The 13,654-nt window shown below is 42.6% G+C and carries 10 protein-coding genes and 1 pseudogene; 7 read left to right on the forward strand and 4 right to left on the reverse strand.

Annotation, left to right across the window (positions count from 1 at the left end):
- Positions 1–198 precede the first annotated feature (198 nt).
- Positions 199–651 carry a YaiI/YqxD family protein gene (locus AACX68_RS07800; protein ID WP_228858731.1) on the reverse strand — a complete coding sequence of 151 codons (453 nt, stop codon included), beginning with the start codon at positions 649–651 and terminating at the stop codon, positions 199–201.
- A gap of 558 nt (positions 652–1,209) precedes the next feature.
- Positions 1,210–1,974, reverse strand: coding sequence for a DUF4184 family protein (locus AACX68_RS07805; protein ID WP_228858732.1), 765 nt, complete (start codon positions 1,972–1,974; stop codon positions 1,210–1,212).
- Positions 1,975–2,266: 292 nt separating this feature from the next.
- On the opposite strand from AACX68_RS07805, the gene AACX68_RS07810 reads away from it, so the two are divergent.
- Positions 2,267–2,995 (forward strand): SDR family oxidoreductase, encoded by a 729-nt coding sequence (locus AACX68_RS07810; RefSeq protein ID WP_228858733.1) that lies wholly within the window; start codon positions 2,267–2,269, stop codon positions 2,993–2,995.
- 19 nt (positions 2,996–3,014) lie between these two features.
- Complete coding sequence (locus AACX68_RS07815) at positions 3,015–4,649, forward strand: FGGY-family carbohydrate kinase (RefSeq protein ID WP_228858734.1); 1,635 nt, start codon at positions 3,015–3,017, stop codon at positions 4,647–4,649.
- Positions 4,650–4,730: 81 nt separating this feature from the next.
- Here the strand turns inward: AACX68_RS07815 and AACX68_RS07820 are convergent, their stop codons facing one another.
- On the reverse strand, positions 4,731–5,087 hold the full coding sequence (locus tag AACX68_RS07820) for a hypothetical protein (RefSeq protein WP_228858735.1): 357 nt from the start codon (positions 5,085–5,087) through the stop codon (positions 4,731–4,733).
- 515 nt (positions 5,088–5,602) lie between these two features.
- Between AACX68_RS07820 and ydeE the strand changes: the two genes are divergently transcribed.
- The 4 genes and pseudogenes from ydeE to AACX68_RS07840 all read left to right on the forward strand — a co-directional run.
- On the forward strand, positions 5,603–6,799 hold the full coding sequence (gene ydeE, locus AACX68_RS07825) for an efflux MFS transporter YdeE (RefSeq protein WP_228858736.1): 1,197 nt from the start codon (positions 5,603–5,605) through the stop codon (positions 6,797–6,799).
- A gap of 21 nt (positions 6,800–6,820) precedes the next feature.
- Positions 6,821–7,930, forward strand: coding sequence for an NAD(P)/FAD-dependent oxidoreductase (locus tag AACX68_RS07830; RefSeq protein WP_228858737.1), 1,110 nt, complete (start codon positions 6,821–6,823; stop codon positions 7,928–7,930).
- Between the two features lie 158 nt (positions 7,931–8,088).
- Positions 8,089–8,877 carry an ABC transporter ATP-binding protein gene (locus tag AACX68_RS07835; RefSeq protein ID WP_228858738.1) on the forward strand — a complete coding sequence of 263 codons (789 nt, stop codon included), beginning with the start codon at positions 8,089–8,091 and terminating at the stop codon, positions 8,875–8,877.
- Positions 8,878–8,907: 30 nt separating this feature from the next.
- Positions 8,908–9,414, forward strand: a pseudogene (locus tag AACX68_RS07840) (ATP-binding cassette domain-containing protein); the annotation flags it as partial.
- 104 nt (positions 9,415–9,518) lie between these two features.
- Here the strand turns inward: AACX68_RS07840 and AACX68_RS07845 are convergent.
- Positions 9,519–12,530, reverse strand: a complete 3,012-nt coding sequence (locus AACX68_RS07845; protein WP_228858740.1) for a non-ribosomal peptide synthetase — start codon at positions 12,528–12,530, stop codon at positions 9,519–9,521.
- Between the two features lie 278 nt (positions 12,531–12,808).
- Here AACX68_RS07845 and dkgB point away from each other — a divergent pair, with 278 nt between their 5' ends.
- Positions 12,809–13,615: a 2,5-didehydrogluconate reductase DkgB gene (gene dkgB, locus AACX68_RS07850; RefSeq protein ID WP_228858741.1), complete on the forward strand. Its 807-nt coding sequence runs from the start codon at positions 12,809–12,811 to the stop codon at positions 13,613–13,615.
- Positions 13,616–13,654 lie beyond the last annotated feature (39 nt).

Raw genomic sequence — 13,654 nt, forward strand, 5'->3', positions numbered from 1 at the left:
CACTTATGTACTTTAATTCACATAATTATATGTAAATATAATTTAACAGATATTTTTCTTTTATATGAAAGGTTCCACCTACTCTTAGTAGGTGGTTATTAAGTGGAAATTATCAAAAATATAAAAGGTCTACGTGATAATTCCTTTAATAATAGTCCGTGCCTTTTCCTTTTTATCTGGAGGCAATTACGTTTATTTTCAGGATTTTTTTTGCTGCAATAGCCATTTATCCAGTTCATTGGCGAATCGCTGACGATCACGTTGGTTTAGCGTAGCTGGTCCCCCTGTCTGAATTCCACTTGCTCGCATTGTATCCATAAAATCCCGCATAGCCAGGCGCTCACGTATTGTCGCATCACTATAACGCTCACCGCGCGGATTGAGTGCGATAGCCCCCTTTTCCATCACTTCAGCAGCAAGAGGAATATCCGCCGTAATCACCAGATCACCACTTTCTGAGCGACGAACAATTTCATTGTCAGCGACGTCAAACCCTGCAGGAACTTGTAAAGTACGTAGAAAAGCAGATGCAGGAACGCTTAATCGTTGATTAGCGACGAGTGTCACCTGTATTTTTTCACGTTCTGCCGCACGATATAATACTTCCTTTATCACCTTAGGACATGCGTCGGCATCTACCCATATAGGCATAACAGATTCCTCTCAATTTCATCTTTTTTCAATTCAAAATATTCCGACTATTTTCAAATAATCAAACCTTTTAGTGGGTTTATATTAACCTTAAACAGCGCTTTCGTCTCTCATTGCTTTTTTGGTGTAATTTTGTACAGAAGATAAACTTGCCCTTTTCCTCCATCCCACACTGAATAGCCTGTATATCCACATTTTTATCTACTACCTTATCCACAGATAATGTGGACAAAAAGCACTTAGTGATAGCTCTTACACAATCTGATGAGTAAGGGAGGGCTTAAAATCTGTAATAGAAGCGTTACTATATAACGATAAAATTCAGCATAAAATGTGCTATACAGTTTATCTTTTAAATTGCCTATTTGTTGGCTACGATTGTTCACTCCAGTCACTATTTTTATAAACATACGGTTATCTATGCTCACGGGGATGAACTCTTTTCTTAGCGACACACCTTGAAATTTATTGTGTATATGAACGATAGATAAAATGTTTTACGAAATAGGAGTAATGCATTATTTAACCACATCTCTTCTTAAACAGAGATGTGGTTAATTACTTTTTGGTTCGATATGTACACCATTCCTGATATTTCACCCATAATGCCATTACCACCAAAATAATAAAGAAAACAGGAACAGATAAAGTGAGCTGCTTAAAAATAAATTTACCTATATTGATTCCTGATATATCCCAGGATAAAAACAATGCTATCGGGCATACAAAGATACCTGAGATAAATCCAATAATGATCAGATGAGAAAGTTTTTTTATGTTTTCTTTCTGCTCAGTGAGAGCCAGCCTTTTCTGATAGCGCCAGTATATTATGGCAATGTACAGCAAACCTAAGCATGAACTCAGGTGTTGCAGTATCTTATAGACACCAACCCCCGGCCCGTTAGTTACAGATTGAAAAAGGTGAAATTGTAATAGAGAGATTTTTTTGACAAGAAATCCAGTCTCATGGGTGAATGAATCCCAGATAATATGGGTTACGGCGCCTAAAAATAACGAAAACACAAAAATAAGCCAATCCTTATAACCCGAAATTTTATTCGGAGAAAAAGATATTGGGAAAAGGCTAGATAAAGGAGATGATAATAGGTGTACAATTAAGAATATCAATAAACATAAGGGAAATGCAGTATAAAACCATCCAGTTAAACTATGCGCAGTTGTTGCAATACCATATAAGCCAGCAGAGTAAAAAAGATCAGGAGACAAACTACCAGTAATTAACGCTGGTAAATTTAATAATTTTCCTCCCGGAAGATGCTTCAAAGGAAAAACAGCTGCGGGATGTGAAAAAGTCCATGGCATATTATAGGAACCCCTAAAAAAACATATTGATATCCTATCATTTCCTTTGGAAATAAAATACAAAATATAAAATAGAGAAAATAAATGATCTCTCCTTTATATTTTGCTATCGGGAGTGCTTCTTTACACAATGAATTTTAAGATATGTAGCCAATCAGAACCACCATTCCGTATGTGCGTCTTTGAATCTCCAATCCTCAGATTGACACTAAAGCAGGAAAGTCGCAATACTGCTACATCGATTTAGTAACACTCTCTTATCCTTACAAAAAAATTGCTGGAGTTTTCTTTTATGGCTATCTCGCTGGAAAATAAAGTCGCTGCTATCACTGGCGCAGCATCTGGTATCGGTCTTGAGTGTGCACGGATACTGATTGAGGCTGGTGTTAAAGTAGTTCTTATTGATCGTGCCAAAGAACGTCTGATGCAACTCGTTTCTGAACTCGGTGAAAATGCCATCCCGCTGGTTATTGATCTGATGAAGCCAGAACAGGTTGACGGCATACTTGATGAAATACTGAAAAAAGCCGGGCGTCTTGATATTTTCCATGCTAACGCAGGTGCCTATATCGGTGGGCCTGTTGCTGAAGGTGACCCCGATGTTTGGGATAAGGTACTCAACCTGAACATTAATGCTGCATTTCGTAGTGTTCGTGCTGTGTTACCCCATTTTATTGAGCAGAAATCTGGCGATGTATTATTTACGAGTTCTATTTCTGGTGTGGTTCCGGTGGTCTGGGAACCTATTTACACCGCTTCTAAATATGCAGTTCAGGCATTTGTTCACTCTACCCGTCGTCAGATGGCTGAACATGGCGTGCGTGTTGGTGCCGTACTTCCGGGACCTGTAGTCACTGCCCTATTGGATGACTGGCCTAAAGCGAAAATGGAAGAAGCACTGGCAAATGGTAGCCTGATGCAGCCTATTGAAGTGGCGGAAGCGGTGCTATTTATGCTAACTCGCCCGAGAAATGTCACTATCCGTGATTTGGTTATTCTGCCAAACAGTGTAGATCTCTAGCCTCGTAGCAAGGATAACCATGAACATTAATCTAGAAAATAGTCCGAGTCCGGATAATGGCAAAGTCGTCATTGGTGTTGATGTCGGCACTGGCAGTGCCCGTGCCGGTATTTTTGATATGAACGGTAACATGCTGTCATCTGCCAAACGCGATATCACGCTTTATCGTGATAACACCCATTTTGTCGAGCAGTCCAGCCGTGAAATATGGGACGCTGTCTGCTATTGCATCAGAGAAGCCATGTCGCACTCTGGCTGTGTCCCACAACAAGTTGCTGGCATTGGTTTTGATGCTACCTGCTCACTGGTTGTTCTGGGAAAAGATCAGGAGCCAATTTCCGTCAGCCAGAGTAATGATCCGAATCGTAATATTATTGTCTGGATGGATCACCGGGCAACAGCACAGGCAGAGTATATCAATGCGTTAGGTCACTCTGTTCTCGATTATGTCGGCGGTAAAATCTCTCCAGAAATGGAAACACCAAAAATTCTCTGGCTGAAAGAAAATCTCCGCGAATCATTTGATAGCGCATGGCAATTTTTTGATCTGGCGGATTTTCTGACCTGGAAATCCACCAGCTCCCTTTCCCGCTCTACTTGTACTGTCACCTGCAAGTGGACTTACCTTGCACATGAAAAGCGTTGGGATGAGGATTATTTCAGGAAAATTGGTCTGTCTGAACTGGCAGATGAAAATTTTCATCGTATTGGACAGAACATTGTTGAACCGGGTACGCCTTGTGGTCAGGGACTGACAGAAAGTGCCGCAAAACAGATGGGATTACTGGCAGGAATACCTGTTGCCGCAGGAATGATTGATGCACATGCCGGAGGCATCGGAACAGTTGGTATCAATGGTGATGCAACACGTAACATGGCTTATGTATTCGGTACCTCTTCCTGTACGATGACGACAACTCTGGAGCCGGTATTTATACCCGGTGTCTGGGGGCCATACTTTTCTGCAATGGTACCCGGCATGTGGCTCAGCGAAGGTGGACAAAGTGCAGCCGGGGCCGCCATTGATCAACTATTGTCTTTGCACCCTGCCGCAATAGCAGCCAAAGCGATGGCAAAAGAAAAACACAAATCTTTGCCGGTTTTTTTAGCAGATAGGGTTCTGGAAAAAACACAATCAGCCTCTCAAGCTGTAGAACTGGCAGAAGGCATACATGTTGTTCCTGAGTTTCTGGGAAACAGAGCACCTTTTGCTGATCCTCATGCACGCGCTGTCATAGCAGGATTGGGGATGGAGGATAGCTTTGATAATCTGCTTTCGCTTTATATTGCCGGTATATGTGGTATTGGTTACGGGCTAAGACAAATAATCGAAGCACAAGCGAAATCAGGCGCTACAATTGACAATATTGTTATCAGCGGAGGGGCTGGTCAGCATCCTTTAGTCCGCCAGCTCATTGCAGATACCTGTGGTGTGACAGTCATTGCAACGCAGGCAAGTGAACCGGTTTTACTTGGCTCCGCTATTTTGGGCGCAGTTGCCGGAGGGGTATGTGAAAGTGTTGGTGAAGCGATGTCGAGTTTCTCTAAAATTGATCGTACATACGAACCGAACGAATCTCATCGGGAACATCATAATATTCGCTTTACATCATTTCAGTGCCTCCAGCAATGTGCCAGAGAGCTTAAAGGTTAGTTACGTAACTACGAATAATCCGTACTGACTGACTTACAACCGCCCCGCGTTTCCTTCTGGGGCGGTCGAAACATATTGAATTTATTGTGCACTCATCAGTTCGACAACCGTAATATTCAGGAGATGAGTCCCCGGATTAATGTCTTTATGAGGCTCTAGACCTTGTTTTTTATCCAGATAAACAGGAATGCCTTTTTTCAAAATAATTTTGTCAGTTCTACCGCTTTTATAAACCACATCAAGTTCGCCATCCCGGTCAGAAACGATGACTCGTGGATGTTGATGGGAATGGAACGGGAGTTCTCCCTTCGGGCAAATGTGTGATGCTTTCACTTTGGCATTTTCGTTTTCAAAATAAAAAGTTGAATGTGTTGAACATGCTAGTGCCAAAGTTGAGGACATGAAAAGAATGGAAATGGCGTAAATCAACGTTCTCATTGTGTTCTCCCGGATTATATGGCGAAAAAGTATCATTCACGAGTTTGGAGTCTAATGATGTAAAAAATGCAAGATTGATATTACCGATTGATTTTAAAGCAAAGAAGACTAATTAGAGACATACCTGTAACGAAGAAAAATCATTTGCTCGAAAAGTCTTTTACACAATGGATTAATTGAAAGAGTGAATTTGCCAGATTTGGACATGTTAGTTTTGAAAGAAAACGCTATGGTTATAACATTTTCAACCCGAAAACCAAACAACGTCTACATGGCGGTTTTATGTGCAATTAAAAACAACTGTAAAAACCACCAGCATAATTATCTATTCTGAATTGTCGGCACACGTTATTTCGTATCTTCCACTTACTAATGAACACATATATGATGCAAAATGCCGTTTTTACCCTTTTCACTCTTTTGCCCCGTCTGAAGTATTTCCTAGAGTTAAAAAACACTGTAGCTTAGCTATTTATTAACAGTAGCGTAACAAAAAATATTTTCAGGGTGTGCCAATGTTCTCCAAATCAAATATATCAACCAGTGTGTTACTGATTTCTTCTTTGCTTTTGACTATAGGGCGTGGAGCAACAATTCCCTTTATGGCCATCTATCTGTCCCGTCAGTATCAGATGCCTGTTAATCAGGTCGGGTTTTCGATAAGCATTGCTTTGACTATAGGTATACTCTTTAGTCTTGGGTTTGGAATTCTGGCCGATAAATTTGATAAAAAAAACTACATGCTGTTAGCTATTATCGCATTTATCTGTGGTTTTATTGCGATCCCTTTGGTTAATCATGCAGGTTTAGTTGTCGCTTTTCTCTCTCTAATAAATTGTGCCTATACGGTATTTGCGACAGTACTGAAAGGTTATTTTGCCGATACCTTGTCGGCGTCAACGAAAGCGAAAATTTTTTCGCTGAACTATACCTTTGTTAATATAGGCTGGACTATCGGTCCACCAATCGGTACATGGCTTTTGATGTACAGTGCCAATTTTCCGTTTTGGTTAGCCGCATTTTCCGCTGCTTTCCCTATCGTCTTTATCCAGCGCTATGTTCAACGAGTCAGAACTGCCGGAAATAACCAAAATCCAGCCACAAAGTGGGATCCGGCAGTGATGCTAAGAGATCGTGCACTGGTATGGTTTATTCTTTCAACTTTTCTTGGCTCACTGGTATTCGGCTCTTTTACCGTCTGGATCTCACAATATGTCCTGACCGTTGCTGATAGCACCTTAGCTGAAGCCGTTATCGGTGTTGTATTACCAATTAATGCTGCGGTGGTGGTGACTTTACAGTATGCGGTGGGTAGGCGTATTCGTCCGGAAAATCTGAAAAACCTGATGACATTAGGTAGTGTCTTTTTCTTTATAGGCATAGCGGTATTTATGTTCGCGGACAAAAACCTTTACCTTTGGGGGATTGCAGCCGTTATCTTCACACTAGGCGAGCTAATTTATGCGCCGGGTGAGTATATGTTGATCGATAATATTGCGCCGGAAGGCATGAAATCGAGTTATTTTTCAGCTCAGACGCTGGGGTTTCTTGGCGGCGCATTTAGTCCGATGTTAAGCGGTATTGTACTCACCGAACTCCCACCTCATTTGTTATTTATCATCCAGATGGGACTTGTCGTTCTTGCATGGTTAAGTATGCTTAAGGGAATGAGTATCAAGCCATTGAGTGCTGTTCAGCCACGTCAATCATAATTATATCGGTGAGCCATAACAATGAAAGAAAATAAAATTGTTATTGTTGGTGCAGGTTTTGTCGGTGCAACACTGGCATGGTATTTGTCTAATCACTATTTGTCTAATGGCGACAAAGGAAAAATTATCCTTATTGATAAAGGCCAGTTGGGTAACGGTGTAACTAAACAGTCCTTCGCATGGCTAAATGTTTCTTATGGCAGGTTCGGTGCTGACCGTAAACTCAGGCAACAAGCACTGAATGAGTGGCATAAGCTGGATAAGCAGACAAACGGAAAGTTAAATGTGAATTGGTGTGGTGCTATCAGCTGGCAAGAAACTGAATATGCAACCCGTCAATTTATTGATAATCATAATAAATCGGGTTTTAAGATTATATCTCTGACAAAAGATGAACTTCAGATGCTAGAACCGCAGCTTTCTGTCTATCCAGATATTGCAGCGTTTGCAACGGAAGAAGGTGCGGTTGACCCGATTCACGCAACGCAATTTCTTTTGCAGGAAGCCATAAACAACGGGGTGACTTATCTGCCAGAAACAGAAGTCACCTCCATTAACCATAATGGAAAACAGATCACTGGCGTGACAACGTCACAGGAAACCATCCATGCTGAACAGGTAGTGCTTACAGCGGGTACCGGTACTATTTCTCTGATGGAAACACTGGGAGAAACCGCTTACCTGTCTTCCTCTCCTTCTATCATCGTGCAATATCAGCATCAGGCTAACGTCCCTTTTGTGCACCGTATTATCTCAACTCCCGATTTAGAAGTGCGCCCGGTATCAGGAACAAGGCTGCTTGCAGCAGAAGATTATATCAGTGATCAACCTGAGCATAGTGTTATGTGTATTGCTCAGAAAGCCCTAACTCTCATAAAGGAGTCTTTTATAGGAAGTGATAGCTTATGTTTAGAACAGGCTTCCGTTGGTATACGTCCAATGCCAGATGATGGAATGCCGATCGTTGGAAAAGTGGCTGATTATCAAGGGTTATATATGATTAGTATGCATACGGCAATTACACTTGCACCATTGATATGTCGGCTTGCACAAGAAGAGATCATAAATGGCACTGAACGAGTGGAATTAAAACCCTTCCGGATTGCCCGTTTTGTTTCTGGAAACAAGTAATCCTTTATCTGAATATCACTTTCAGAAGATGACTGCGCGGAATGCCAAAATTCGGATACATACAGTTACCTGAAACTGAACTACCCTGCTTCTTAGAAAGCATCAGGCCTTTTGGAAAAAGCACTATTAATTGAGTGAAAACTTGGATAATAAAGTTTATGGATAATTTTAACGACTACGAAAAACTTTCTGCACGCCATGTTTCTTTGCAACGCATTCTGACCCTATTTAAGCCTTGGCGAGGGCGTATTATTTTTATTGGTTTACTCATCGTTATTGGGGCTGGTATCGGTGTTCTCGCACCTTTTTTATTACGCGAAATTATTGATACTGCGCTACCGCAACAAAATATACAGCTTCTTGTCTGGTTAGCATTAGGTTTGATTGTGATTACCGCACTAAACGCAGTGATTAATGCGGCACAAATGATCTTATCTACCCAGATAGGTCAAGCCATTATGCACGGGCTGCGGGTACGGCTCTATGGGCATCTGCAAACACTTTCTCTTGCCTTTTTTACTCGAACTCGGACCGGTGAGATTCAATCAAGTATTGCCAGTGATATTGGCGGACTTCAATCTGTCGTTAGCAATACGGTGACCGAAATCATTCGCAGTGCCACCATTACCGTAACCACCGCCATTGCGATGTTGTTACTGGACTGGCGACTCGCCCTGTTCTCCTTTGCTGTTTTGCCGCCATCACTCTGGCTCAGCCACAAAGTCGGTCTCATGCGTGAACGCCTGACGCATCAACAACAAGATGGTCATGCAGATATGTCAGCTATCGTACAAGAGACCCTATCAGCGCCGGGTATTATCCTGTCGCGTACTTTGGCACGCAGTTTTTTTCTTATCCAGCGTTTTGAAAAAGCATCGTCCAAAACCTTGCATTTAGAAGTGCGTGCACATACTGCCGGTGAGTGGTCATGGTCGGATTACCATTGATGGCATTGACCTTCGAGAAATGAGCTTGAACAACTTGCCAGCGTACTCGGCGTAGTCACACAAGAGCCATTTCTCATGAATACGAGTATCGCAGAAAACTTACGCTTTGCCTGCCCAGAGGCCAGTGATGAGGATCTTGTTGCGTCCGCGCGTACTGCACAAATCCATGATTTAATCGTCTCGCAGCCTGAAGGTTATCAGACTAAGGTTGGTGAACGTGGCTATCGTTTTTCAGGCGGAGAAAAGCAGCGCCTCGCGCTGGCTAGAACGATCCTGCGTAACCCGCCAATTCTGCTGCTTGATGAAGCAACCAGTGCGCTTGACAACACAACAGAGAAGGCAATTTCTCTGGCTTTGGCACAAATGGCATCCGAACGTACAGTTATCTCTATTGCGCACCGCCTCTCCACTATTCGTCATGCGGATCAAATATTGGTGCTCAAGGATGGCCAGTTAAAAGAATGGGGAACCCATCAACAGTTGGTCGAAAAAGATGGTATCTATGCAGAACTGTTACGTACCGCTGAGCCAACCTAATTTCCGGATTCGGTTTCTATCTCTGATGTTGAAAAGATAGTTAAAACGCTAAACGGGGCTGCATTATAAGCCCCGTTTATAATTAACTGTTTCGTCAGAAAATGTTAGTTGGGAAGGTAATAGGTAAGATATTTTGAGAGTAGCTCTTTTCCCATCGGGGTGAAATGCACCGAATGTCCTGCATTAGCCAATGCCAGGCTGGTATTTCTGGAGTCGTAAATTGGCATATTTTCGCTGACTTCCCAGCGTGTTAACTGCTGATAGACACGCTCAGAAAGCATCGGCAATAAGGGTAACAGCGCGTTGTCGTGCAAGTGAGGATCAGAAGTTAGTTTGGAGACCCACTCATTATAAGGAAGTGATTGCAGCGGAGAGCCGTGACACTCTTCCAGAAGATGAAAGAATTTATCAACACTAACGGATTGTTCTCTTTCCGGAGGAACAAGGTGATAAACCTGTCCCAGATTCTTTGTATCCGCAGCGATAGTTAAGAGCGCAGCACTGACATAGTCGACAGGAACAAATTCTTTCCACTGTAGTGGTAATTTTGGGCAGGCTCCGATAGCAATACATCCCATTATCAGGCGTGCAACAAAATCATTAGGGTTACCGACACCGCGAACACTATCCCCCATGATAAAACCAGGCCGATAAACAGATAATGGGATACCTAATTCCCGTGCCTGCAACATCAGTTGTTCAACAACCCACTTGCTCTGTGCGTAGCCGATATCGTATTTAAGACCTTCAATATAAGGTATAAGGCTGTCATTCTCGTAGACCCTGGGTCTCGCGTTCAATAATCCCACCGGACCAAATACGGCTATCGTTGAAGCGTAATGTACCGCTTTGGCTTTACCTTGTGTGGCGAAACGAAGAATGTTCAGTGTGCTCTCAATGTTAGAGGCTCGCTGGATGCGATAAGGATGAATATAGTTAACATTCGCTGCCAGATGAAAAACAACATCACATGTATTAGCCAATTCATGGTGGAGTTTGTCACTTAACCCTAATTTTGATTGAGATAAGTCACCCGCGATAGCTTTAATGCGCCCTGCGAACGAAGGTTCCCACAACCCGTACTTGGAGAGCGTACTTTCAATACGTTGGAATGCCGTATCATCGTCTTTTGCCCGAACGAGACAAATTATATTTTTTATATTCCCTTTTATCTTCTTGAAGGTGAGCAGTTCACGTAAGAAAAATGCCCCAAGAAAACCGGTCACACCCGTTAGAAAAATGGTGGGACTGGCAAGCTCTGCCCAGTTTTGAGGTGCTTCAGGCAATGGTTTGATATCTGCTGGAAGTTGCCCATCGTATAGCCATTCCTTAACTTCATCATCCAGTATAGGAATCGTATTTCCTTGTGAAATAATTTTGGCAAGCTGTCGAAGGTTTGGTACTTCGTAAAGGGTCTGTACCATAAAATGCTGGTTGAATTGGCGGGCCAGTTCAATCACAAGGCGCGCGGCTTGCAAGGAACTTCCCCCTATCTGAAAGAAATTATCATCAAGGGAGATTTCGCTATGATTCAGGATCTTGCTCCAGATACGAAATACTGCATACTCGGTATCATTAAAACCTGCCGGGCGCTCCTCTGATGGTGCCGGTTTTTCCAGCAAAGCCATTAACTTACGATGGTCTGCTTTTCCGTGCGGTGTCGTCGGAATATCTTCGATGACGAAAATACGAGGTAGCATATATGCAGGAAGATATTCCTCCAGTTCGTGTATAAGCCGTTCTTGATCGAATGTTTCCGGTGAGCGCGGTACAACAAAAGCGGCAAGAAAATCGTCTTCACCTTCGTGATCTTTATCTTCGTGTTTCACAGCACAAACTTTGGTCAGACGGACTTCTTTACTTTCCAGAAGACGAACTTCTATTTCTTCCAGCTCGATACGATGACCACGTAATTTTACCTGACTGTCCATACGACCAGAGTACATAAAGACACCATCGTCACGCTGCCAGCTGAGATCGCCCGTCTTATAAAGCCGTATTGGCTGGGGATATCCGGGAATAGAAACATGCACGAAGCGATCAGCATTCAGCTCATCCCGGTTCCAGTAACCTCGTGAAAGCCCCTCACCGCCGAGATAGAGCTGCCCCAAATTGCCGGGTGCCAGAGGTTTCATATTATCGTCTAAAACAAATGCACAGGTATGATTTATGGGGCTTCCGATAGGAACACTACCATCCACCAAATCTTCCAGTCTGATATCGTGTGAAAGCGCAAATATGGTACTTTCCGTTGGGCCATATCCATTAATAATATGCTGGGGTGGCGCGCCGGCTTCCAGAACCAGTTTCACCGTATGAGCATTGAGCGCTTCAGCCCCTATCACAAGATAGCGAATTTCACGGAATGCCTGAGGGTATGTTTTTGCTATCAGATTGAAAAGTGTTGCCGCAACGAAAACAATAGAAATTTCTTGATTCGTCAGTTCAGACTGAAAATATTCTATGTCCAGCACATCTTTTTTGGGAGGAATGAAAGCTGTTGCACCGTTGAGCAGTGTTCCCCAGACTTCAAACAATGATATGTCAAATGTTGAGTTGCAGGTACAGGCTATGCGGTCTTCCGGAGTGATATTTATATATCCCGCATCGACAATCACCCGCATGATGCCTTTACTCTCAACCTGTACCCCTTTGGGTTTACCGGTTGTACCAGAGGTAAAAAGTACATGAGTTCGATGAGTTGGGGCCAGACAAGCAATATCGGTATCAGCTAGCTCCTCTCCCGCTGCAAGTAAATCAGAAAATGAAACGAATGTCGTTTTTAACTGAGAAAATTTCTCTGGAGAATCGGTAATCGTCCACTTCACAGCCAGATCTTCCAGCATATCGTTTAAGCGTGCCGGAGGGACATTGGGATCAAGAGGTACACAGCTTCCACCAGCCATCAGAATAGCAATCTGGCTCGTAATTTGTTCTATGCCAGGAGGCAACAAGATGGCAACAGGCACTTCATGGGTTATTCCGAGAGATCGCAGCGAGCCTGCGATGGTCGCTGAATGCAACTTAAGGGTTCGATAACTGAGTTCTTTTTCAGGCGTGAAAATAGCGATTTTTTCCGGATAATTCTGGACCTGTTTTAGGAAATGAGACAACATGCAACCCCCTACAAGGCAATGGGATAATTTTATTAATTAATTCTATAACATGTTAAAACTATCACTTTATGTGATTATTTTAATCATGAACGTTGTCTCTTTCGAATACAAGCACCTCTACGATGCTTTATGCTTTTCATCCTTTTTTTGCGACGCATTTCAAAAAATTATATTTTTTCTAATTAAAAAATTAATTGAGAAAAATTTATGAATAATTCTCTTTTTAAGGGATAATTTACCCCGTAATCACAAATATCAAATACTATACGAGGTTGATTATGTCTGTTCCCGCATTTGGATTAGGTACTTTTCGTCTGAAAGATGATGTTGTTATTGCATCAGTAAAAAATGCTATTGAATTAGGGTATCGGGCGATTGATACCGCACAGATTTATGAGAATGAAGCAGCAGTGGGTCAGGCTATTAAAGAAAGTGGCGTAGCCCGTGAGGATATCTATATCACGACTAAAATCTGGACTGATAATATGGGCGCAGAGAAAGTAATACCGAGCCTCAAAGAAAGTCTTGCTAAATTAGGCACGGATTATGTTGACCTGACATTAATTCATTGGCCGTCGCCAAATAATGCCGTTAGTCTTGAAGAAACAATGAGTGCGTTACTGGAAGCGAAAAAAATGGGCCTGACACGTGAAATTGGCGTTTCAAACTTTACCGTTGCTCTGATGCAACAGGCTATTGATGCGGTAGGTGCCGAAAATATCGCAACTAACCAGATTGAAGTTTCCCCCTATTTGCAAAACCGTTATGTAACAGACTGGGCGAAAGAGCACGGAATTCATATCACTTCATATATGACCCTTGCGTATGGCAAAGTGCTTCAGGATGAGGTTATCGGACGTATCGCAGAAAAACATCAGGCGAGCCCCGTTCAGGTTAGTCTGGCATGGGCAATGGAATTAGGTTATAGCGTGATCCCATCTTCAACTAAACGTGAGAATTTACAAAATAACCTGAAAGCGATGGCGCTAAAACTTAATGCAGAAGATATGGCTGCTATAGCCACCCTTGAGCGTAATGAGCGCATTGCTGATCCGGAAGGTTTAGCCCCTCAGTGGGATAACTGATTATCCCCGTATCTGTGCTATATACTACAGCCCAATAAC

This window comes from Xenorhabdus sp. PB61.4, from assembly GCF_963894935.1.
Taxonomy (GTDB): domain Bacteria; phylum Pseudomonadota; class Gammaproteobacteria; order Enterobacterales; family Enterobacteriaceae; genus Xenorhabdus; species Xenorhabdus stockiae.